The 21,659-nt window shown below is 56.2% G+C and carries 20 protein-coding genes, 2 tRNA genes and 1 pseudogene; 13 read left to right on the forward strand and 10 right to left on the reverse strand.

What is annotated here, in order from left to right; all coding sequences use genetic code 11:
* Window positions 1–16 precede the first annotated feature (16 nt).
* The 4 genes from AKL27_RS11355 to AKL27_RS11370 all read left to right on the forward strand — a co-directional run bounded on the left by AKL27_RS11355 (window position 17) and on the right by AKL27_RS11370 (window position 2,479).
* On the forward strand, window positions 17–331 hold the full coding sequence (locus AKL27_RS11355) for a type II toxin-antitoxin system TacA family antitoxin (RefSeq protein ID WP_050462939.1): 315 nt from the start codon (window positions 17–19) through the stop codon (window positions 329–331).
* Window positions 294–788, forward strand: a complete 495-nt coding sequence (locus AKL27_RS27145) for a GNAT family N-acetyltransferase (RefSeq protein WP_083438998.1) — start codon at window positions 294–296, stop codon at window positions 786–788. Before AKL27_RS11355 ends, AKL27_RS27145 begins: the two co-directional genes overlap by 38 nt.
* An 81-nt stretch (window positions 789–869) precedes the next feature.
* Window positions 870–1,316: a hypothetical protein gene (locus AKL27_RS11365; protein WP_050462941.1), complete on the forward strand. Its 447-nt coding sequence runs from the start codon at window positions 870–872 to the stop codon at window positions 1,314–1,316.
* Between the two features lie 683 nt (window positions 1,317–1,999).
* Window positions 2,000–2,479 (forward strand): hypothetical protein, encoded by a 480-nt coding sequence (locus AKL27_RS11370; protein WP_157056896.1) that lies wholly within the window; start codon window positions 2,000–2,002, stop codon window positions 2,477–2,479.
* 447 nt (window positions 2,480–2,926) lie between these two features.
* Here AKL27_RS11370 and AKL27_RS27710 read toward each other — a convergent pair whose 3' ends face one another.
* Complete coding sequence (locus AKL27_RS27710) at window positions 2,927–3,187, reverse strand: hypothetical protein (protein ID WP_157056897.1); 261 nt, start codon at window positions 3,185–3,187, stop codon at window positions 2,927–2,929.
* Here AKL27_RS27710 and AKL27_RS28805 point away from each other — a divergent pair.
* Window positions 3,176–3,484 (forward strand): annotated as a pseudogene (locus AKL27_RS28805) (hypothetical protein); the annotation flags it as partial. The gene AKL27_RS27710 and the pseudogene AKL27_RS28805 overlap by 12 nt on opposite strands.
* Here AKL27_RS28805 and AKL27_RS11380 read toward each other — a convergent pair.
* The 3 genes from AKL27_RS11380 to acs all read right to left on the reverse strand — a co-directional run bounded on the left by AKL27_RS11380 (window position 3,435) and on the right by acs (window position 6,801).
* Window positions 3,435–4,403 (reverse strand): tyrosine-type recombinase/integrase, encoded by a 969-nt coding sequence (locus AKL27_RS11380; RefSeq protein ID WP_050462944.1) that lies wholly within the window; start codon window positions 4,401–4,403, stop codon window positions 3,435–3,437. The pseudogene AKL27_RS28805 and the gene AKL27_RS11380 overlap by 50 nt on opposite strands.
* A gap of 168 nt (window positions 4,404–4,571) precedes the next feature.
* A tRNA-Ser gene (locus tag AKL27_RS11385) sits at window positions 4,572–4,662 on the reverse strand.
* Window positions 4,663–4,818: 156 nt separating this feature from the next.
* Window positions 4,819–6,801: an acetate--CoA ligase gene (gene acs / locus AKL27_RS11390; protein ID WP_050462945.1), complete on the reverse strand. Its 1,983-nt coding sequence runs from the start codon at window positions 6,799–6,801 to the stop codon at window positions 4,819–4,821.
* A 297-nt stretch (window positions 6,802–7,098) separates the two neighbouring features.
* Between acs and AKL27_RS11395 the strand changes: the two genes are divergently transcribed.
* The 4 genes from AKL27_RS11395 to AKL27_RS11410 all read left to right on the forward strand — a co-directional run bounded on the left by AKL27_RS11395 (window position 7,099) and on the right by AKL27_RS11410 (window position 10,422).
* Window positions 7,099–7,731 carry a YqhA family protein gene (locus tag AKL27_RS11395; protein ID WP_050462946.1) on the forward strand — a complete coding sequence of 211 codons (633 nt, stop codon included), beginning with the start codon at window positions 7,099–7,101 and terminating at the stop codon, window positions 7,729–7,731.
* Between the two features lie 34 nt (window positions 7,732–7,765).
* Window positions 7,766–9,307: a fumarate hydratase gene (locus tag AKL27_RS11400; RefSeq protein ID WP_050462947.1), complete on the forward strand. Its 1,542-nt coding sequence runs from the start codon at window positions 7,766–7,768 to the stop codon at window positions 9,305–9,307.
* 36 nt (window positions 9,308–9,343) lie between these two features.
* Complete coding sequence (murI, locus tag AKL27_RS11405; protein ID WP_050463004.1) at window positions 9,344–10,240, forward strand: glutamate racemase; 897 nt, start codon at window positions 9,344–9,346, stop codon at window positions 10,238–10,240.
* A 106-nt stretch (window positions 10,241–10,346) separates the two neighbouring features.
* Window positions 10,347–10,422: transfer RNA gene (locus AKL27_RS11410), tRNA-His, on the forward strand.
* A 159-nt stretch (window positions 10,423–10,581) separates the two neighbouring features.
* Here AKL27_RS11410 and AKL27_RS11415 read toward each other — a convergent pair.
* Window positions 10,582–11,310, reverse strand: a complete 729-nt coding sequence (locus AKL27_RS11415) for an SOS response-associated peptidase family protein (protein ID WP_050462948.1) — start codon at window positions 11,308–11,310, stop codon at window positions 10,582–10,584.
* Window positions 11,311–11,520: 210 nt separating this feature from the next.
* Here AKL27_RS11415 and AKL27_RS11420 point away from each other — a divergent pair, with 210 nt between their 5' ends.
* Entirely contained in the window at window positions 11,521–11,913 is a 393-nt protein-coding gene (locus AKL27_RS11420) for a VOC family protein (protein ID WP_050462949.1), read from the forward strand.
* Window positions 11,914–12,109: 196 nt separating this feature from the next.
* Entirely contained in the window at window positions 12,110–12,526 is a 417-nt protein-coding gene (locus AKL27_RS11425; protein ID WP_050462950.1) for a YXWGXW repeat-containing protein, read from the forward strand.
* Window positions 12,527–12,618: 92 nt separating this feature from the next.
* Here AKL27_RS11425 and AKL27_RS11430 read toward each other — a convergent pair whose 3' ends face one another.
* From AKL27_RS11430 to AKL27_RS11445, 4 genes are all read right to left on the reverse strand, one after another.
* A complete protein-coding gene (locus AKL27_RS11430; RefSeq protein ID WP_050462951.1) occupies window positions 12,619–15,261 on the reverse strand; it encodes a fimbria/pilus outer membrane usher protein in 2,643 nt (880 codons plus the stop codon).
* A 91-nt stretch (window positions 15,262–15,352) separates the two neighbouring features.
* On the reverse strand, window positions 15,353–16,099 hold the full coding sequence (locus AKL27_RS11435; protein WP_050462952.1) for a fimbria/pilus periplasmic chaperone: 747 nt from the start codon (window positions 16,097–16,099) through the stop codon (window positions 15,353–15,355).
* A 76-nt stretch (window positions 16,100–16,175) separates the two neighbouring features.
* Entirely contained in the window at window positions 16,176–16,745 is a 570-nt protein-coding gene (locus tag AKL27_RS11440; protein ID WP_050462953.1) for a fimbrial protein, read from the reverse strand.
* Between the two features lie 573 nt (window positions 16,746–17,318).
* Window positions 17,319–17,987: a response regulator gene (locus AKL27_RS11445; RefSeq protein WP_232310971.1), complete on the reverse strand. Its 669-nt coding sequence runs from the start codon at window positions 17,985–17,987 to the stop codon at window positions 17,319–17,321.
* Between the two features lie 367 nt (window positions 17,988–18,354).
* Here AKL27_RS11445 and AKL27_RS11450 point away from each other — a divergent pair, with 367 nt between their 5' ends.
* On the forward strand, window positions 18,355–18,723 hold the full coding sequence (locus AKL27_RS11450; RefSeq protein ID WP_050462954.1) for a type 1 fimbrial protein: 369 nt from the start codon (window positions 18,355–18,357) through the stop codon (window positions 18,721–18,723).
* A gap of 38 nt (window positions 18,724–18,761) precedes the next feature.
* On the opposite strand, the gene AKL27_RS11455 is transcribed toward AKL27_RS11450, so the two are convergent.
* Window positions 18,762–19,565: a ferredoxin--NADP reductase gene (locus AKL27_RS11455; RefSeq protein WP_050462955.1), complete on the reverse strand. Its 804-nt coding sequence runs from the start codon at window positions 19,563–19,565 to the stop codon at window positions 18,762–18,764.
* Window positions 19,566–19,879: 314 nt separating this feature from the next.
* Between AKL27_RS11455 and AKL27_RS11460 the strand changes: the two genes are divergently transcribed.
* Window positions 19,880–21,643, forward strand: coding sequence for an autotransporter assembly complex protein TamA (locus AKL27_RS11460; RefSeq protein WP_050463006.1), 1,764 nt, complete (start codon window positions 19,880–19,882; stop codon window positions 21,641–21,643).
* Window positions 21,644–21,659 lie beyond the last annotated feature (16 nt).

Consider the following 21,659-nt stretch of genomic DNA (forward strand, 5'->3'; position numbering starts at 1 on the left):
ACGCCGAAAGGTCGAAATGATGAATGCGACGGAAAACAGGGATCGGATTACTGCCCGGGTTTCCCAACCCATAGCAACAAAATTACAGGTGGCAGCAGACTTAACGGGCGCAACGTTGAATCAGTTTTTGGTTCAAGCTGCGGTCGAAAAAGCGGACAAGATTATCGATCACGAACAAACGATACGCTTTTCACGCGACGATGCTGCCTTGTTTATGAAAATGCTCGACAATCCTGCGCAGAGTAATGCAGCGCTGGCGAAGGCGTTTGAGAGACGTAACAATAAGGTAAAAAATGACGCCACAAATAATCGCACTGGAAAAAACACATGAAGTAAGACGTTTCAATTGTGGCAATGACGTCCTAAATAGGTGGCTGCAACAAACCGCTAGGCAGCATCAAAAAAACTCGATATCCCAGACTTTTGTTCTGGTTAAAGAAGACGAGCCAGGTACTATTCTTGGCTTCTATGCATTGTCATTGCGCTCGATGACACCGAACGAAGAGTTGCCGGCAGATGTGGCAAAAAAACTCCCGTGGCATGTGCCTGGAATCACATTGGCCCGTTTGGCAGTGCAAGAAGACGAGCAAGGTAATCGCTACGGTGAAGAATTGCTAGTCGATGCAATGACACGTTCTCGTAACGCATCGAAAGGTGTCGGTGGCTGGGCATTATTCATTGACGCGAAAGATGAAAAAGCTGCAGCTTTTTACCTGAAATATGGGTTCACTCCACTCCCATCTAATCCGCTCATGTTATTCATGCCATTTGCGGACATGCCCGAGTAAAAAACTCAGTTAAGGCGCCTTCGGGGCGCCTTAATTTTGCTTGGTCTGAGATCGTAAGAAAAACATTTCAAAGGGCAACAAATGACCCCTGAGTTTTTTAGTTTAAAAACCCCTCGGGATATGTTGGAAAAAGCAAAGCGAGAACGACTCCGACTTGCAGAATCGCCGACTGTTGATAACGCATTCAATTTCTTTGTTACTGCTCGGCATATTGTTGACTATGCGAAAAAAGCGAGCCCCATCAACCAATTTTTAATCAACAACTTTGAGCAAGACTCTGATATCAAGGCGCTATGTGATATTGGCGACAAGGGAAAACACCTAACGTTGACGCGAAATGACCGGATTGATCCAGTGGCAGAGAGAAAACTAGCCGGCCTTTTTAACGCTCCTTATGGGACCGTGTCATTTGGCCAAACGGTGATCGTCTGGAAATTGGAGCTAGATGGAAAGCGGGTTGATCTGTTTGAATTTGCAGATACGATTATAGAAAAGTGGGAGAAATTTCTGTCCGAAAATGAACAATAACTACACTTCTCCCCTCCTGATTACAAGTCCGGGCCAGATTTCATTAAAAACAAGCACTTAGATTGTTTTTTGCTCCGCAATCCACAAAAATATCTCGCCCGTGAAGCCGCATTGTGCCTGATTCGATAGGAAATTGCGGAGCAAAATTAGAGGAAATAATGAGCGCGAGTGAAATAAAACAAAATTCCTTGATAGAGTTGCGGCTTGGGCTGATTACTAAAGTCCGCAATCGGCCAGGAACGGACATCGATACTTAACAAAATACGCATATGAATCTTCATATAATCTACACAGAATCTGCAATGCTTCTGTCAAAAAAACAGTACGAATCATGGCTCGAAATTCAGCATGAGTATCCTGATTACAAAGCATCTCTCGGCCCTTGGAGTATCGAAGAGACAGAGGAATATTTGAACGATGCATACCCCAAAATTCATCCTTCAGCATCAGAGCAATTGCGCGGCTTCGCCAAATCACCCGACACGGTTCACATCGTTTCATTTTCTTAAACATTGAAATGAAATATCTAATTAGCTAGGATGGGAAAAACAGAGGGCAGCAATCGGCCAGGAGCGGACGTCTAAAAATCCAAGATTCTTATTGTGAGAGCTAAAACGATTTCGACCGATGGCAAAGGTTTTCGCCTAATTATTTCTATAAATATGCATACTAAGAAAAATAACATGTCCGCTGTATTTTCGCCTCTATGTGTGAGCTTTATCTTATTCACATTACAGACGCTATGTGCTGCGCCAGCGAATGCGATTGAGTGCCCGCCAGCCATAATGAAGGAAAAAGCGTCCAATGGTGGATTCGAAATTATCAGCATCAAGGGTGATCACGCTGAGTTTGTATTTCGAAATATGCAAAGAGACTCGATATTTATCAATCGTCGTGTAGCCAATTCCGATAGTTTTTCATGCGAACTCTATATAGTTGAAAAAGGTACCACGGTAGATATTGAAAATGCGATAGTTATCAAGGTGATTGAGGTAATCAATCGAGTTTACGGGGACAGCTTCGTTTGGAGTTCAAATCGCACGGGAAAGAATGTGACTTTGCGAACCACTACTCCCCAAGATTTAGAAGCAACAGAAAAATTCTTGATCGAAGAGTTTTTTCATGATTACTCTAAAAACCATCCAACTCCTAATTCACAGTAATGTTAAATACTCGCGCGCATTCTCTGTCCGCAATCGGCCAGAAGCGGACTTAGTAGGCAAAAAAAATAGCCCGATGAATTCGGGCTATTTTTTTGCGAGTAAAAATTATCCTGTTTTAGCGACTGCATAAAATCACCAAAAAACAGCCTGCTCCGCAAAAAAAGTGCATTGCGGAGCAAAAGAAAAAGGCTCTCCGGTCGGAGAGCCTTTTAAATACTGGTGCTGGCTGCAGGACTTGAACCCGCCACCCCCTGATTACAAGTCAGTCGCGAAAATCATTAGAATCAACCGCTTGCGGTCTTTTTTGCTTCGCACTTTCGAATAAATAGGCAGCGCAACGCCTTATTGGGCGCGCATCAGAAAAAAGTTGCGAAGCAAATTTCTTACCCCTCAATGCGAGTGCGAGACTCATCGCTGCTACAGTGCCGAAACAAATGTGGGCGTACCTTATTGAGGTGAAAAATGGACAAAAATGAGATTGGGGCGGATCAAGCAGGCATTGCTTACGAGCAATATCCTGCGCATGCCAGCGAAGCGGTTCAGGCTCGATATGCGTCGGAATTGATAGGGTTTTCTGTGTTGAATTTGGTCGAGAAAATGCAGCCGCCGCTTAGTTTGGCTGACCGTCCCAAGGTAATGCTGTTCTTGAACATCGCCGAAAGTCTTCAGGCAACGAATATTCTGATACGCAAAGATATGGGTGCGCATGCAGGTCTGCATGTGAGAGCCATGCTTGAATCGTTCGTTAATCTGACCATGCTTACGTTGCAAAGCGACCACTTGGAGCAAATGGAATACGAGAAAGTCGACGGGCAACTCAAGCTGTGTAAGGAACTGATGTGCGACTCTCATTTATCGAGCGAGCCTGAATCCATAGCAGATTTGAATGCATGGCTTCTAAAATTGGGGCCGCGCCGGGCCGAGCTGCGCGGCAAAGGCTGGAAAAGAAAAAACCTTACCGAGTTAATCGCGCACAACCTTCCTCATTTTTCGGGCGCTTACCTGTCACTAAACAGCATGACGCATTGGGATTTAGGGATGCTTTCCGAGCGGCATGAGAAGGCGGGAGGGGAAATGCAAATCTTTGCCAAGACGCCGGATGCCCTGGTTGTTGCAAATTTGTTTGCCGACTCAGCGGCACTACATGCGGCTTGCGCAATTTCATGCGCTCTTCCGGGATTACCCACACCGCATCCGCATAGTTGATTTCGTCCCATCTGGCACCGTTCAATTCACCCGACCGCACAAAGGTGTGCGCGATCAGCATCAGGCCCAGTCGCGTCACTGCCTCATCGTATCCGGCAATTGCCAGAAACAGGGGTGCGACATCTGCCGGCGCAATGGATGCCATCGGTTTTTTGCGCTTGCGCTGCTCAATGACGCGAACCAGACCATTCGCCGCGTGCGCTTCAATCAATCCGGCGTCCTGCGCGTAATCAAACACCATATTGATGCGGCCGGCGACACGATGCGCAGTCTCGATCAGGCCGGCATCCGCGACAACCCGCACAATATCGACCAATTCCTGACGCTTGATTTTGTCGATCGGCTTTTTGCCGATGCTGGGATAAACGTGCCGGGACAGAGTTTCTGCCACCTGAATCTGATGTTTTGCGTTGGATAAGGTCGGGAGCTTGATTTTCAGCCAGGCCGCAGCGACCTTTTCAAATGTCGGTGCCGCGGCACTTTCCGGCGCCGCCTGGACATCCCGAAACTGAGCATGTGCCATGCGGGCATCAGCCAATGACATTGCGGGATATTGACCGAACGTTTTAGTCTTATCCTTGCCGCCGTCCATGTAGTTACAGCGCCATGACTTGGTGCCAGACACTGCCACGTACAAATACAAGCGATTGGCGTCAGTCAGCTTGTAGGGCTTCTCTTTTGGCTGCGCGGCTGCAACCTGTTTTGCGGTTAATGGCATGTTCTGTGTGGTATACGTGGGCTGATACCACAGCAAAATACCACATTAGCACTGAGACAGAGGAAAACGGGGAGAGACAACAAGAGAGACCGGGGGACGGGAAAGCCGCATAAACAAAAGCCCCGCAGAGACTTTAAGGGTCTGTGCGGGGCTTTGTGATACATATTCTGGCGGAGAGACGGGGATTCGAACCCCGGATAGGCTATTAACCTATACACGCTTTCCAGGCGTGCGACTTCAACCACTCATCCATCTCTCCGTATTCTGGCTCCGCTTTTCGCGAAGCCGCTAATTATAGCTGCATTTCAGAAAAAAGGAGACAGTTTTGTCGTGGCGACATGAAAATGGCGGTGCAATCTGTGGTTGCACCGCCATTTTCAGGGCCTGCCTTGCGGCGGCCGGCTGTACGTCTGGCTTATTGCGATTCTTTCAACTGATCCAGAATGGCCGGGTTTTCCAGCGTGGAAATATCCTGGGTGATGTCTTCGCCTTTGGCCAGTACCCGCAGCAAGCGACGCATGATCTTGCCGGAACGGGTCTTGGGCAGGTTGTCGCCGAAACGGATTTCCTTCGGTTTGGCAATCGGGCCGATTTCCTTGGCGACCCAGTCGCGCAATTCCTTGGCGATCTGTTTGGCTTCGTCGCCGGTCGGACGGGCGCGCTTGAGGACCACGAAGGCGCAGATCGATTCACCGGTGGTTTCATCCGGTTTGCCGACCACGGCGGCTTCGGCCACAATCGGATTGGCCACCAGCGCCGATTCGATTTCCATCGTGCCCATGCGGTGACCCGACACGTTCAGCACGTCATCGATACGGCCGGTGATGGTGAAGTAGCCGGTGTCCTTGTTGCGGATCGCACCATCGCCGGCGAGGTAGATCTTGCCGCCGAATTCTTCCGGGAAATAGGCTTTCTTGAAGCGCTCCGGATCATTCCAGATGGTGCGGATCATCGCAGGCCACGGACGCTTGACCACCAGAATGCCGCCGTTGCCGTTCGGCAGATCGTGGCCGGTTTCGTCGACGATGGCAGCGGTGATGCCTGGCAGCGGCAAGGTGCATGAACCCGGCACTTGCGGCGTCGCGCCCGGCAGCGGGCTGATCATGTGGCCGCCGGTTTCGGTTTGCCAGAAGGTATCGACGATCGGGCATTTTTCATGACCGATATTCTTGTAGTACCACATCCAGGCTTCCGGATTGATCGGCTCCCCGACCGATCCCAGCAGGCGCAACGACGACAGGTCGTATTGCTTGGGATGGATTTTTTCATCGGCTTCGGCGGCCTTGATCAGCGAACGGATCGCGGTTGGTGCGGTGTAGAAAATGGTGGCCTTGTGACGCTGCACCATATCCCAGAAACGTCCGGCATTCGGATAGGTCGGCACGCCTTCGAACACGATCTGGGTGGCGCCGACTGCCAGCGGACCGTAGGCGATATAGGTGTGGCCGGTGATCCAGCCGATGTCGGCGGTACACCAGTAGACATCATTGGGCTTGATGTCGAAGGTCCACTTCATGGTCAGCACCGCCCACAGCAGATAGCCGCCGGACGCGTGCTGCACGCCCTTCGGTTTGCCGGTCGAGCCGGAGGTGTAGAGGATGAACAGCGGATGTTCGGCATCGACCCATTCCGGTTCGCATTCATCGGCCTGATTGGCGAGCACGTCGTGCAGCCACAGATCGCGACCCTCGACCCAGTTGATATCGGCACCGGCGCGCTTGTAGACGATCACGTTGCGGATGGTGTCGCAGCCGCCCATGGCGAGCGCGTCATCGACGATGGACTTGAGCGGCAGTTGCTTGCCGCCGCGCACTTGCACGTCGGCGGTAATCACGGCCACGGCGCCGGCATCGATCACGCGTTCCTGCAATGACTTGGCGGAGAAACCGCCGAACACTACCGAGTGGGTAGCGCCGATACGCGCGCAAGCTTGCATCGCGGCCACGCCTTCAATCGACATCGGCATGTAGATCACCACGCGGTCGCCCTTCTTGACGCCGAGCGATTTCAGGCCGTTGGCGAAATGACAGACGCGGCGATGCAGTTCGCGATAGGTCACGCGGGTCACCTTGGCGTCATCCGACTCGAACACGACGGCGGTCTTGTCGGCGTTGCCGTTGCTCAGGTTGACGTCGAGACAGTTGTACGAGACGTTGATCTTGCCATCTTCAAACCATTTGTAGAACGGCGCGTCGGTTTCGTTGAGGACTTTGGTGAAGGGCTTTTGCCATTGCAGATTCTCGCGCGCCAGGCGGGCCCAGAATCCTTCATAGTCACGCTCGGCTTCGGCGCACAGCGCTTCGTATGCCGGCATGCCTGAAATGGTGGCGTTTTTTACAAAATCTGCGGGGGGTGCGAATACACGATTTTCCTGCTTGAATGTTTCGATGTCTGCCACGTTAGTCTCCTGCGATTGATGATTTTTGCTTTCCGCAAAACATAGGCTGTCTCACTTACTTGGTGCTTACACATGCGCCAAACGGCGGCATCTGTAGTCGATTCAAGACGTCTGGCAGGGTTCCTGCCGGCAAGTTTATTGCCTGTGAGCATGCAACCGTACAAGCTGTCATTATGGCATCACCATCGCAATTTGACAGCGCGGATTCATGGCGGCACCTGAAATTCGGTCGCGGGAAGTGTAAAATAGCGGCCTCTAATCCGACTCCCCCCGACGACCCAGACAGGCCAGCCGCTCATGAAAGAAATTCGCCCCGCCTCAGCCCGCCCGAAAATCGGCATTCTTCCCAATCTGATTTTCATGAGCCGGTGGTTGCAGTTGCCGCTGTATCTGGGTCTGATTCTGGCGCAGTGCGTCTATGTTTATCATTTCTGGGTTGAACTGAGCGACCTCATCGGCGCCGCCCTCGGCAATCCGGAATCGCTGCAACACATCCTCGACGCGGTCGCCATCGAAGGCGCGCTGCGTCCGACCAGCCTCAATGAATCGACCATCATGCTGGTGGTGCTGGCGCTGATCGACGTCGTGATGATTTCCAATCTGCTGATCATGGTGATTGTCGGCGGCTATGAAACCTTCGTCTCGCGCATGAATCTGGAAAGCCATCCGGATCAGCCGGAATGGCTGTCGCACGTGAATGCGTCGGTGCTCAAGGTCAAACTGGCCACGGCCATCATCGGCATTTCGTCGATCCATCTGCTCAAGACCTTCATCAATGCCAACCTGTATGACGTCAAGACGCTGCTGGCGCAAACCGGCATTCACCTGACGTTTCTGGTGTCGGCCATGGCGATTGCCTACTGCGACCGCCTGATGGCCCACGTGCCGCACGCGCCGCCGGCGGTGCCGGGACCAGACCCGCATCATTGATCCACCCTATTCCATCCACCCGAGAGAACCAGCCATGACCATCATCAAGCAAGACGATCTCATCGAATCAGTCGCCGCTGCGCTGCAGTACATCAGCTACTACCATCCGGTAGATTACATCCGCCATCTGGCGCGCGCCTATGAGGCCGAGCAAAGCCCGGCCGCCAAGGATGCGATTGCCCAGATCCTGACCAATTCGCGCATGTGCGCCGAAGGCAAGCGTCCGATCTGCCAGGATACCGGGATCGTCAACGTGTTCCTGAAGATCGGCATGGGCGTGCGCTTCGAAGGTTTTTCCGGCTCCATCGCCGACGCCGTCAATGAAGGCGTGCGTCGCGGTTACGCGCACCCGGACAATGTCTTGCGCGCCTCGATCGTGGCCGATCCGCAATTCGAGCGCAAGAACACCAAGGACAACACGCCGGCCGTGATTCACATGGAGCTGGTGCCGGGCAATACCGTTGACGTGCAGATCGCCGCCAAGGGTGGTGGTTCCGAAAACAAGACCAAGTTCGTCATGCTCAATCCATCCGACTCGCTGGTCGACTGGATTCTCAAGACCGTGCCGACCATGGGCGCCGGCTGGTGTCCGCCGGGCATGCTCGGCATCGGTATCGGCGGCACTGCCGAAAAAGCCATGCTGATGGCCAAGGAAGTGTTGATGGAAGACATCGACATGTACGAATTGCTCAAGCGCGGCCCGAACAACAAGACCGAAGAATTGCGCATCGAGCTGTACCAGAAAGTCAATGCGCTCGGCATCGGCGCGCAGGGCCTCGGCGGCCTGACTACCGTGCTCGACGTCAAGATCATGATGCATCCGACCCACGCGGCATCGAAGCCGGTAGCGATGATTCCGAATTGCGCCGCGACCCGTCACGGCCACTTCGTGCTGGACGGCTCCGGCCCGGCCTACATGGAGCCGCCATCGCTGTCGGAATGGCCTGAAGTCCATTGGGTTGCCGACACCGAAAAATCCCAGCGCGTCAATCTCGACACCCTGACCAAGGAACAGGTCGCGGCCTGGAAGCCGGGTCAGACGCTGCTGTTGAACGGCAAGATGCTGACCGGTCGCGATGCTGCCCACAAGCGCATTCAGGACATGCTGGCCAAGGGCGAGAAATTGCCGGTCGATTTCACCAACCGCGTGATCTATTACGTCGGTCCGGTGGATCCGGTGCGCGATGAAGTGGTGGGCCCGGCCGGTCCGACTACCGCGACCCGCATGGATAAATTCACCGACATGATGCTGGAGCAAACCGGCCTGATCTCCATGATCGGCAAGTCGGAACGCGGCCCGGTCGCCATCGAATCGATCAAGCAACACAAGTCGGCCTATCTGATGGCAGTCGGCGGCGCCGCTTATCTGGTGTCGAAGGCAATCAAGTCAGCCACGGTGGTGGGCTTTGCCGATCTCGGCATGGAAGCGATTTACGAGTTCGACGTCAAGGATATGCCGGTCACGGTCGCAGTCGATTCCAACGGCATCTCGGTGCACAACACCGGTCCCAAGGAATGGCAGGAACGTATCGCCACCAGCGTATCGTTGAGCAAGATCCCGGTCACCACGGCCTGATGATCGTGATCAACCCTGAGCATGACGGCAGCGCCGATGTCTGATGTAATGTCGGACATCCCGCTGCACACCTTGCCGGTGGACGCTGCTGCGCCCATCGGCATTTTTGATTCCGGCCTCGGCGGCCTGTCGGTGTTGCGCCATATCCATGCCGGCATGCCGCAAGAACATCTGCTGTATTTTGCCGATTCCGGCTATGCCCCTTATGGCGACAAAAGCGACGCCGCCATCGTGCAACGCTCACTCGCCGTTGCCGGTTTTCTGGTGGAGCATGGCATCAAAGCATTGGTAGTGGCCTGCAACACTGCAACCGCAGCGGCGATTCAAGCCATCCGCAGCGCCTGGCCAACGCTGGTGGTAGTGGGCATCGAGCCCGGCCTGAAGCCCGCGGCGCAACTGAGCAACAGCAAAATCATCGGCGTACTGGCCACGCGCAGCACGATTGCCAGTCCGCGCTTTCAGGCGCTGCGACAGCAAATCGAAGCAGATGGCGACATCCGTTTTTTGACGCAGGCTTGCGTCGGTCTGGCCGACCAGGTGGAGAAAGCGGAGTTGTCCTCCGTCGCCACCGCACAACTGGTAGATCGCTACGTGCGCCCCCTGTTGGCCCAAGGTGCCGATACCCTGGTGCTCGGCTGCACCCATTACCCGTTTGTCCGGGCGCTGATCGAAAGCGCCGCCACCGACGGCCCGGCGCCGATCATTATCGATACCGGCGAAGCCGTCACCCGGCAATTGGCGCGGCGGCTCGCCAGCACCGGTTTGCAGCGCCCGGCGCAACTGACCGGGTCCTTGTCGGCCTGGACCACCGGCAGCGCGGCCACGCTGACGCATGCCTTTGTCAACTTGCTAAAACTCAACCCGCCCGTCAGCGCCATTGCGACTGCGCCAGGCAATGTCAACAGCAGCGCTGCAAAAGAAAATCAGGCCTGATTGCAATAAACCCGTTTTTTCGTTTGCAAGGCTCCGTACAATTTTGTATAATCGCCTGCTTCACTGATAGATGACGAGTAACAACAGTCATGTATCGCATGCAGTGGTGGCTGTAGCTCAGTTGGTAGAGTCCAGGATTGTGATTCCTGTTGTCGCGGGTTCGAGCCCCGTCAGCCACCCCACTTCTTGCATTGGTGACAGTCCTCCGTATTTTCTCCGCAGTACCCTTCCTGTTTCACCAATCACTTTATCCGGCATGACACCGGCAAGATGCATTCGCATCAGCGCAGACGCATTGGCGTGGCATCGTCATGACTGCCACGCGCCACGCATCCAGACATTCAAAACAAACTACCCGATACACCTGCCTGCCTGAGTCCGTTGATCGCGCGCGGTGCGGCCCAGGTGCGCATTTGCTCGGCCGGATACAGCGTCAGCATGGAACGTGCGGTGCCCGGATTGCGGCACGCCAGCCAGGCATCGTACTGTGCCGGCGGTACGATCACCAGACTGCGCTTCTCTTCGCCCGGCTTGAAGAACCGCCTCATCAACGGATGGCGGTCGGCATTGATGGTGATTTGCGTAAACGCCAGCGCGGTGCCGCCATCCGGCTCTTCCCACTCGCGCCACAAGCCGGCGACGCAAAACGTGGCGTCATCAGCCATGGCGATGCTCCAGCGCTCCGAGCGGCCGCTTTCATAATTGGGCTCGAAAAAACATTTCATCGGAATCAGGCAGGTCTGGCCATTTCTCCATGCCGTCGAAAACGAGCGCTTTTCCGTGATGGTTTCGGCGCGCGCATTCATCGTGCTGAACAGGGTGATGCCGGGTGGAATATGCCGCTTGGGAACAATGCCATAGGACGCCAGCGCCACCTCTGCCGCCGGCTGGCTAGCAATGCCGTTGAGCGCGCCTGCTGCGTGCGGCGCCGGGATGTCGCTGCGGGTACGAATGATCGGCGCTGCATAGTCTTGCCAGATTTCATCTGGCCAGTGCTGGTCGGCACGCATGACAGCACGAATCGCCGGCACGATTTCAGCCGGCTTGGGTGGGATGTAATTGACGCACATGCTTTTTCTCCAATGATGGGAAGATTCTACGCCTGCGCCTGGAATTGGTGAAAATCAAGGTAGAGACTGCCATGGCCCTTTCATCAAGAACCAGAGAAAGCTACGATAGCAGTAATTCGATGCCGATAGCCATAACACTGAAGCATTGCGCCACAATTTTCCCGGCCCGCCATCCCCGGCCGTATCCAACCCTGAACGGAGCACCGCCCCATGCAATTTGCCTACACCATCATTTACGTCCCCGATGTGGCGGCATCGCTGAGCTTCTTTGAACAGGCATTCGGTTTGCAGCGACGCTTCCTGCATGAATCGGGTACTTACGGCGAACTCGATACCGGCGCTACCACACTGGCATTCGCAGCCCATGCAATGGGACCGCTGAATATTTCCCGTGCGCACGTCGAAGCCCATGCCTCGGCCGATCCGCTGGGAATGGAAGTCGCGTTCGTCACCGCCGACGTGGCGGCGGCGCACCGGCAGGCGCTCGCTGCCGGCGCCAGCGAACTGGCAGCACCGGCGGCCAAACCCTGGGGGCAGATGGTGTCCTATGTGCGCTGTCCGGATGGCACGCTGGTAGAACTGTGCACCGCCATGGGCGCCTGAGTCCGGCCCAGACGGCGGCTGGCAGAGCGCCGCAGGCGGCATAGCCGCGCAGCAACGACTTGCGCTCGCCCCCCCGTCGCTCGCAGCGCGCCATGGCCATCTTTGTTTCATGTGTAATCAAATGCTATTTTGATTGGTTTCTCAAAAACTGTCGGTATAGTTTGATAAACAAAATGACAACGAGAGAGCAACCATCATGACACTCAAACACATCCTTGCCGCCACCGTGCTGACCGCCATCAGCGCCAGCGCATTCATCCCGGCGCAGGCCGTGGCGCAAGTCGGCGTCAGTATCGTCATCGGCACACCGCCGCCGCCACCACGCTATGAACGCGTACCGCCGCCACGCAATGGCTACGTCTGGGCACCGGGCTACTGGAACTGGGACGGACATCGTCATGTCTGGGCCGGCGGCCACTGGGAACCGGTGCGCCGGGGCTATATGTATGACCGGCCGCAGTGGCGTCAGGGCCACAATGGCTGGGAATTGCAACGCGGCGGCTGGCGGCGCGGCGATGACCGGGACCGTCACGACGGCCGTCGTGACGACCGGCATGATGAGCGACGTGATTACCACTGTCCTCCCGGCCAGGCCAAGAAGGGCAATTGCTGAGCATTACCCTGCCCGCACCTGAAACCAAAAGCACCAGCGCGTGGCATCACGCGCTGGTGCTTTTTTGCAATCGGGGCTGCGGGCTGGCCCGCTTATTCGGCCCGCGTGACCGGCACAGTGCCGGCCTCCGATAATGTGCGCATGCCTTTGTTGCGCACCACCGTACCGGCCTTGGTGCGGCAGGCAGCGCTTGCCGTATCGAAACCGACCCCCTTGGCATTGGTCGCGCGCGGTGCAAAACGGTAGCTGAAACTGCACTGCGCGTCCGGCGTGTTGCCCCACTTCGCGGTCAGTTCACCACTATCCGCGATGCCGCGCACGAATACCCGTCCCGCCTGCCCTGCCAGGCCAAGTTCGGTTCCTTGTTCATTGTGAATCGTGGCGCCAAACGGCAGCGGCTGACCATCCGCTTGCGTCACATCAATCACGGCGCTGCGGCCGGTGACGGTGTCAAACTTCACCATCACTACTGCACCGGCGCGCGGCACGATTTGCTGACTGGTCGATTTGAGTTCGACATCGGTCGACAGACCTTTGGGATCAATGCCGATTTCATTGACGCGATAGGCCGTCAGATATGGCACCACGGCATAGCCACGGCGATCAATGGCAACGCCGTTGGTGTTCGGCAATTCGGCACCGGCGGCATCGCGCGCCTCCACCACCGCAATCGTATCGCCCAGCGACTGCGACAACGTGACGCCACCCGGATGCGCCACCAACCCGCCGCTGATACTGGCCGACATTTGCGAAGTGCCATTGCCGCGACCATAACTGCCGGCGAAGTCCGCCACCGAGGTGCGATATTGACCGTTGACGCTTTGTGAAGTCACGCCGCTGCCGTCGCGGTTGGCCGAGACGCCATACGAAAACTGACTCTGCTCACCGGCCGTGCCGCTCAAACTGCTTTGCAGCGAAGTGCCGCCGTTGCCGCGAAAGGCACTGGCATACAGGCTCGGCGAATGGATTTCACGCCCCAGCGGAATACTGAGACCAATCGAGAATTGCGTACTGACGGCGCCGCTCAGCACATCCTTTTGCCGGCGCGCCGACAGATTGTAGCTGGCCGGCCCCAGGCTGTTGCTATAGCTGAGTTGAAACGTGGTGGTGGAACCGGGCCGGTTCCAGTAATTTTCCGTCGTTCCGACAGCAGACAACGTGCCGCGTTTTTCACCGAGAGTCTGGCTGATATTGAACAACAAACTATTGCGCCGTTGTTGCGGTTCATTGGCGGCGCCGCCGCGCGCCAGATTATCCTGCAGCATCCCGGCATCATTCAACGTCAGATAGCCGCGGCTTGAATAACGATACGCGGCCAGTGAAAAGTTGGTCCCCAGCTCATGCAATTGTTTGCTGTAAGTGACACGGGTACTTTGGCCGCTGCGCATGTGGCCGCCGGAAAAACTGGCGCGTGAATAGGTGGTATCGGCGGCGACTGCGCCGATCGGCGTATTGACTGCGGCGCCCGCTACTGCGGCGGCGTAGCCCGAGGCCAACTGTACTCCGCCCGACAATGTCAGATCATTGCTGATGCCGTGTTCCAGCGTGCCCTGCAACACCGGAATCTGTTTCAGCCAGCCGGCATTGCGGGTCTGGCCTGTGCTCAGGCTGTAACGCCAGCTGCCCGGCCGCAACAACTCAGCCAGTGCGGCATACGGCACGGCATAGCTTTGCACGCTGCCATCGGCTTCCGTAATCATCACATTCAGATCGCCGCCATAACCGGTCGGATACAGATCGTTGATTTCAAACGGTCCGGGCGCCACGGTGGTTTCATACAAAATGTTGCCGTTCTGCGTAATCCGCACCTTGGCATTGGTGCGCGCCACACCGCGCACCACCGGCGCATAACCGCTTTGCGAATCCGGCAGCATGCGCGGATCGGAGGCCAGTTGTACGCCGGTCAAGGCAAAACTGTCGAACAGGCGGCCGCTGGTGAAGGTTTGTCCCAGCGTCAATTGGCTGCCGATTGCCGGCAATCCTGTCTGGGCATAAGTGGCGATGCTGCTGTAACGCAGCGGTTGCTGATCTTGCTTGACCACCGACGCCGTATGGCGCAAATACCAGTTACCCAGATTCACGCCGCCATTCAGCCCCAGATAAGATTGTTGCGATGAGGTGGCGCCCGCACCCAGGCGATAGGTGTTGAAGTTATAGCCGACAAAGGCCGCCGTCACGCCGCTGTCCCATAATTCAGGACTGACATAACCGCGCGCGGAACGGCGCAGCATGGCTTGCGGAATGCTCAGATCCAGGCGCAGCTCGGAACTGTCGTATTCAGCGCCGGCCTCTGCAATCACGTCTGCGATGCCGATACAGGTACTGCCGTCGGCATTGCTCAGCAGCGCGGCGGCTGACGGCGTCAGGCGCGTCATGTCCACGCCCATCTGCATCAGCAACGCCGCTGTCACGCACGGCGTGGCAATCCCGCTGCCGGCTGCATCCTTGAAGCCGACTTCGGTGCGACCGATCCAGCCGCCATTCACATACAGATCCACCCGATAAGAACCGGACGGGACCGGATTGCCGCGTGCAAACCGGGACAGATCAATCGCCTTCTCGCCGCTGCGCGGAAAGAACTGATCACTGAACTCGACCTGCGCCAGTGTCGTGCCATTCTTGGCAGCGGCGGCCACCGGCCATGCCAGCAGGGCTGAGATCAGCGCCAGGCAAGCGGGCTTGAGCGTCGCCGCCGGCGTCTGGCGTGGCCCCCGGGTGATCCATATGTGATTCACAATATACCTCGATATTCATTCCGGCCAGTGCGCATTGCGGCGCCGACATGATGGTCGCGATCTGGCTGTGCATGGTTGCAACCCTTGCGCCTCACGGCGTCAGCGGCGTCTTCGTTTCAATCGCCGAGCCCCAGTCATTGATGGTCAAAAATCTGACCACGACTTCACCGGCCGGCAATTGCCTGACGTTCTTCAACGCAAAGTCGTGCTGCGCACCGGGCGCCAGCATGTGCGAATCTTCACTGTCGATTTTTTTACCGGCGGCGACGATGCCGGCTTCTGTCACCGTGATGAAATACGGTGAGGGATTGACTGCCCGCAAGACATACGTCTGCCCATCGGCCGCGCGTTGCAGCGACCACTTCATGCCATTCACGGCGTCTTCCGTTTTTTGCACCGAGTTCAGTGCCACCGGACGATAGAAAATCTTGATGCGGGTGCGAAACGCCATTTGCAGAAAATTGCTGTCTTCAGCGTCCTGCGGCTTGGGCGGCACTTCCAGCAGATTCAGCCAAAATACCGACTCGCGGTCATCCGGCAACGGCTCGCGGGTATACAGCAAGCGCATCGTCTGTCCTTTTTTCGGATCCACGCGAAATACCGGCGGCGTCAGCACGAACGGCGCCTTGGCGCTTTCCGGGCTGGAGTCGATATCGCCGTTGTCGACCCAGGCTTGCACCAGACCTGGCGCCTCACCTTCATTGCTCAGCTTGACGCTGACTTCTCGCTCATTCGATGGAAAAATGATGCGGGTACCGGTAATGACGACATTGGCCATTGCCTGCGTTGCGCACACCATCGCCATCACACTCAGTGCGGCCTTGATTTTCTTTTGCATGATCTTCTCCCTGACCTGATTGACTTCCCCCGCCGGCTCCCGCGCTGAACGCGCGAGCCAAAGGGGGACAACACAATTACTGCATGTCCAGATAGAACTGAACGTTGCTGCGCACCAGACCGGCAGTTGCTGCACCGGTGGCGTAATAGCGCGCCTTGTAGTTCAGTGTGGCGGCGCCGTTGTTGATCGCAGCCTGGTCAGCACCTTGCGAACCGCGGGCAGCGGCCAGGTTGATGACGGAGTCGTTGGACGCATTCAGCAATTCCAGATTCACGCGTTGCGCGCCGTCAGCCAGCGTGTTGTTCAAACGACCGGCAGTGTTGACCGCCGAACCAACAAAATAGGGCTTGACTGTGGATGCCAGGGTGGCGCCGCCAGCAGCGACGCAGCCAGTCAATTTGATCGAGAATGGCGTCGCGCCAAACTTGGCGCCATCGGCAGCCAGATCAGTGGTTTTTGCGGTTGGCAAATTGACTGCGCCATCCTTGTTGCCGTCGTTGACGGAAATGATGCAAGTGGTGCTTTGCACATTGCCGTTGAAAGTGATGGTGCCGTCTGCGGTAGTAGCAGGTGCGGTTTGCGCGCTGGCTGCAAATGGAACCAGTGCTGCGCCTGCCAACAGTGCCGAGATAAGAGTTTTGTTCATGTCAGATCCAATCGAAATTTACAACATCAAATCTCCGTAAATTGCCTCCATGAAAGCAATAAACCGAGAACGGAATACGCATTTCGCAAGGGCAAAATGCGACGTTATCGATGGTCGTCAATGCGCACGAATTCTGTTCGGACCACACCGGCAACCAACCGATGTCGTCAGAATAGGGATTACCGCATTGTTGAAATATAAGAAAACTCTTAAAAGATGATCACACCGGCTGCACCTGGCAACCTCGAACGAATGCAGAAACGGGCGTCATGCATTCGAACGCCCGCGCAAGAAATAATGTCGGTCCGAAGCAACAATATTTCCATCAGGAAAATTTCATTTGTCGCGCCGGCGAAGGAAGATCAGTGACCAGTCATGCCTGCCGGCAGCCGGCGGGGCCGCGTCTGCGGGCTGTTCATACACTCTGTCGCAGCGCGCACGGCGCCTGCGCGAGACCGCATCAGCGGGCGAAAAAAAAGGACAAGCATTGCTTGTCCTGTTCTGTTCCATGGCGTATCGGCGTGTGAAAAATTTTCCCGATCTGCCGACCGAAACACAAAAATATTCTGATGCTCAAATCAGCCCGCTGGCGAATGCGTACTTGATCAGATCGGCATCGGTCGCCAGTCCCAGTTTGCGCATCGCATTGTTCTTGTGCGTGCTGACGGTGCTTGGCGTACGCGACAACCGCTCACAAATATCGCCGAGCGAATTGCCTTCGACGAACAGACGCACCACTTCCAGTTCGCTGACCGTCAATTCCTTGTTTTGCGCAAACGCATTGCCTTGCGCCCAGCTCATTTCCAGTTCGCCGCGCAACGACACCGGGAAATAGGCTTGCTTGCTCGACTGCGTGGCCAGACAGGCATTGATCAGCTCATCGGCCTTTTCCTTCTTGTTGATGACGGAGAATACGCCCATCCGGTACAGACGCTTGACCACCGCGATATTGCCCATGGCGGTGTAGACGATGACCTTGCTGGAAGGATGCTCGGCCTTGATGCGTTTGATCAGGGCGAAACCATCCGAATCATCGTTGTCATTATTCGGCATGGCGAAATCGGTTACCACGATTTCGCACGGCGTTCGCTTCAACGCTGTCAATAGCGCCTCGCCGGTATCTGCCTCAAGATCGATCCGCACTTCCGGCAAACGACCCAGTTCATTCTTCAATGCGCCCAGCACCACAGGGTGGTCGTCGGCGATCGCGATATGCAATACTTTGTTAGCAATAAAACTCACGTTTATCTCCATCATCAATGTCAATCCGCATCGACTTCAGGCTGACCTCACGGCGGGTCATCGCCAGTCCATACGGCTTTAAGAAATACCTACACTGGACTGGACCAGGTAGCGCTTTGTTCCCCGATTTCTGAACAACGGCAGGCAAGAAAAAGCTTCTAGAATGAAAAACAAGTGTAAATATTTGTTTCCAAAATAAAACATTTCCATAATACAACAATTAATAAAATTATCATGGAATCTTATTAAAATTTATTCGATGCAGAGGTACATTGTTGTTGTGCGAAAGGTCGCTGTCCAGCCTGTCGCATCTCGATAAAATTCATCTGCAGCCCGCGTGGGGCTTCACTTTCCGATGAGGTGCCGTATGTTTGAAAAGCCGCTTCAATTGCGACATTTGGTCGCACTATCACTGTTTTCCGCAACTTCCCTGAGTACGTTCGCCGACAGCGGCAGTATCGGATTCCAGGGTCGGATCGTCGATCCGACCTGCACCATCCGCGGTGCCGGGAGCGGTGACCGGCACCTGAACTGCCACACCGCGCAACACGTTCAGATACGCGTCACCCAGGTTGGCAAAAGTACCGGCGGTGCGCGGTTCGCACTCGATGGCAAGCCGTTGGAAAATGCGCGGCTGGTCACGCATCGTTTGCAGGCCGGTAAACATGTCGCGCTGAAAGACATCGTGCAGACGCCGGCCGGCAATGCCGTGATTGTCTTGTTCTCTTATTTGTAATTTATCGCGGCCAGCAGATTGTGCTCAAGGTCGCGGTGTCACCAATAGTCTTCCGTAATGAACTGGCCGCCGGCGTTGCGACGGCATGGACCCAGACCGCGCTGGCGCAGCAGTTCACGGGTTTCGGTAATCATGTCGGGATTGCCGCACACCATCAGGCGCGAGCTGTTGATATCGATGGCCAGCCCCACCTGTCGCTCCAGGCTGCCATCCTGCAACAGCGTGGTAATGCGGCCGTGCATCTGATCCGGATAAGTCATCGCGGTGTCGCGCGTGGTCACCCGCACCAGATGCAGCGTGGCTGGCAAACCCAGTGTTGCGGCCTGTTCCTGCAACGCCGCGAACTTGTCCTGATAGGTCAATTCATCGGCCTGGCGCACGCAATGCACCAGCACCAGATGCCGGAAGCGCTCCCAGGTCGAACGCTCTTGCAACAAGGAGACAAATGGTCCGAGTCCGGTGCCGGTCGCCAGCATCCACAGATCGCTGCCATCGGCAAAACGGTCGGCAGTCATGAAGCCGTAGCTGAGTTTTTCGACCCACACCGGATCGCCTTCGGCTATTTGCGCCAGCGCTGTAGTGAATGCACCGCCCGGCACGATGATCGCGTAATACTCCAGGAAATCATCGCCGCTGGCCGACGTAATCGAATAGGCGCGCCACACCATTTCACCGTTGACCATCAGCCCCAGCCGCGCGAACTGGCCAGCGACAAACTGATAGCCGGGCGCACGCGTGGTACGGAATGTCAGCAGTTTGTCGGTCCAGCGCTGCACTGAAATCACCGCTTCTTTGGTCGCCTTGTCACTGACTTTGTCGTTCGGGCCGGTTTCAACACTCACGCTTTACCTCCGTTATTTGCCATCGATCAATACAGAAAATTCTCAAAAGTGTGCACGGATTGCCCCAATTGCTGCGCCGCTTTTTATAATGCCGGCCAAGCTCGGTACAATGGCATCCATGATTACCCTGCGCAGGGCCGGATCTGTATTGTCTCTCAACGGCGGCGACAGGAACTATATGACCCTGCGACAGTCATGGAGATGCTGCATACCATGCAAGAAAATGTTCCTGCCAGCACTTTACCTGAAACCCGATTCTGAAGCTGATTCTGAAACCGCCTTTGAAACCGCCTTTGAACCCTGTCTTCAAGACCATGCAACGCACTTGCCGGCTGGCAGTCGGCGTTTTCTGTCTGAGCGCCCTGTCCGCGCACGCTGCCTACAAGGTCGAGATCGAGGCGCCAGCGCCGATCGACAAGCTGCTCAAGGAACATCTTGATCTGGTGCGCTATCAGGACCGCGACGATCTCAGCGATGAGCAGCTCAAGTTCATGACCGACACGGTCGGCGAACAAGTGACTGAACTGAGTTCCACCGAGGGTTGGTTCTCACCGAAGACCACGGTGGAAGTTACCGACGCCGACGGCGATGCGCCACGTCGCGTCCGCGTAAAAGTCGTGGCCGGCGAACGCACCCTGATTACCGGCGTCGATATCGAGGCCACTGGTACAGTAGCGCAACAAGAGCCGCAGCGCGTCGATGCCGTGCGCAAAGACTGGCCGTTGCCGGTCGGCGCCCCATTCCGTCAGGAAGACTGGGACAACGCCAAGAACAAAGGTCTGCAAGAGTTGCAGCAGCGCCGCTATGCCGCTGCCCGCATTGCGCAGTCACAAGCGCGGGTCGAAGCCGATGATCATGAAGCGCAATTGTCGGTGCACTATGACAGCGGCCCGGCCTTCTTTCTCGGCCCGCTGAACATCACCGGCACCAAGCGTTACCCGCAAGAGATCATCCGCAACGTCAACCCGCTGCTGGTCGGCGAGGAGTACAGCAGTGACCGCTTGCTGGCGCTGCAACGCCAGATCCAGAATACCGCTTACTTCAGCAACACCATTGTCGCGCTCGACGATAACCCGGCCAATGCCGGCATGGCCCCGGTCAATGTGCAAGTGACCGAATTTCAGACCCAGCGCATCCGTGCCGGTGTCGGTTACGCCTCGGATACCGGCGCCCAGGTTGAAGGCCGGTATACCAACTACAACGTATTCGACCGCGCTTATATTTTCGACAGCCAGTTGCGACTGGAACAGCAGCGGCAGTATGGCTCGCTCACGCTGGCGATGCCGCCCGATGAAAAGAGTTTCGTCAACAGCGTCAATACCTCGTATGACCGCACCACGCTGCAAGGCGTCGACCTGCGCACCCAGCGCATCGGCATCAAGCGCGCGCGCAGCGGCGAACTGTACGATACCGCCTACACCCTGACGTTTTACCGCGACCAGTTGCAACAGACCGATGGCGCTACCCTGCCGGCCAATACCGTGGTCACGCCGGGCAAGCATCAGGCGCTGGTGCCCGGCTTTGCCTGGGCGCGGCGCGCGGTCGACGATCCGATCTTTCCGCGCCAGGGACATTTGCTGGCGCTGGAAACCGGCTTTGCCGTCAAAGGCGTCGCCACCGACCAGACCTTTGCCCGCCTGTATGGCCGCTTCAAACAATACTTCCCGGTGGGCAAGCGCGATCTGGTGATCCTGCGCACCGAACTCGGCGCCGTCTTCACCAAGGGCAGCGCCTCCGAAGTACCGGCCTCGCTGCTGTTTCGCGCCGGCGGCAATGAATCGATCCGCGGCTACAGTTACCAAAGCATCGGCAACGAACAAAACGGCACGGTCTATCCGACCAAGTACCTCGCCACCGGCAGCGTCGAGTACCAACACTGGCTCAATGACAAATGGGGTGGCGCGGTATTCTGGGATGTCGGCACCGCCGCCGATAACTGGAGCAGCAAGACTTTCTATCAGGGCGTCGGTTTCGGTGCCCGCTGGCGCAGCCCGGTGGGTGCGGTCAATCTGGATCTGGCCTATGGCATACAGAAACAGCAGATTCGTCCGCACATTTCGCTCGGCATCGCCTTTTGATCGCCTTTTCATTATC

The organism is Herbaspirillum autotrophicum (assembly GCF_001189915.1).
Taxonomy (GTDB): Bacteria; Pseudomonadota; Gammaproteobacteria; order Burkholderiales; family Burkholderiaceae_D; genus Herbaspirillum; species Herbaspirillum autotrophicum.

Coding starts and splice junctions, on each gene's coding strand:
- AKL27_RS11415 (WP_050462948.1), bottom strand. CDS start 11,310: ATGTGCGTCAATTACATCCCACCCAAGCCGGCTGAAATCGTGCCGGCG.
- AKL27_RS11460 (WP_050463006.1), top strand. CDS start 19,880: ATGCAACGCACTTGCCGGCTGGCAGTCGGCGTTTTCTGTCTGAGCGCC.
- AKL27_RS11435 (WP_050462952.1), bottom strand. CDS start 16,099: ATGCAAAAGAAAATCAAGGCCGCACTGAGTGTGATGGCGATGGTGTGC.
- AKL27_RS11395 (WP_050462946.1), top strand. CDS start 7,099: ATGAAAGAAATTCGCCCCGCCTCAGCCCGCCCGAAAATCGGCATTCTT.
- AKL27_RS27710 (WP_157056897.1), bottom strand. CDS start 3,187: ATGCGCACCCATATCTTTGCGTATCAGAATATTCGTTGCCTGAAGACT.
- AKL27_RS11365 (WP_050462941.1), top strand. CDS start 870: ATGACCCCTGAGTTTTTTAGTTTAAAAACCCCTCGGGATATGTTGGAA.
- AKL27_RS27145 (WP_083438998.1), top strand. CDS start 294: ATGACGCCACAAATAATCGCACTGGAAAAAACACATGAAGTAAGACGT.
- AKL27_RS11370 (WP_157056896.1), top strand. CDS start 2,000: ATGTCCGCTGTATTTTCGCCTCTATGTGTGAGCTTTATCTTATTCACA.
- AKL27_RS11440 (WP_050462953.1), bottom strand. CDS start 16,745: ATGAACAAAACTCTTATCTCGGCACTGTTGGCAGGCGCAGCACTGGTT.
- AKL27_RS11425 (WP_050462950.1), top strand. CDS start 12,110: ATGACACTCAAACACATCCTTGCCGCCACCGTGCTGACCGCCATCAGC.
- murI (WP_050463004.1), top strand. CDS start 9,344: ATGTCTGATGTAATGTCGGACATCCCGCTGCACACCTTGCCGGTGGAC.
- AKL27_RS11420 (WP_050462949.1), top strand. CDS start 11,521: ATGCAATTTGCCTACACCATCATTTACGTCCCCGATGTGGCGGCATCG.
- AKL27_RS11400 (WP_050462947.1), top strand. CDS start 7,766: ATGACCATCATCAAGCAAGACGATCTCATCGAATCAGTCGCCGCTGCG.
- AKL27_RS11355 (WP_050462939.1), top strand. CDS start 17: ATGATGAATGCGACGGAAAACAGGGATCGGATTACTGCCCGGGTTTCC.
- AKL27_RS11380 (WP_050462944.1), bottom strand. CDS start 4,403: ATGCCATTAACCGCAAAACAGGTTGCAGCCGCGCAGCCAAAAGAGAAG.
- AKL27_RS11450 (WP_050462954.1), top strand. CDS start 18,355: ATGTTTGAAAAGCCGCTTCAATTGCGACATTTGGTCGCACTATCACTG.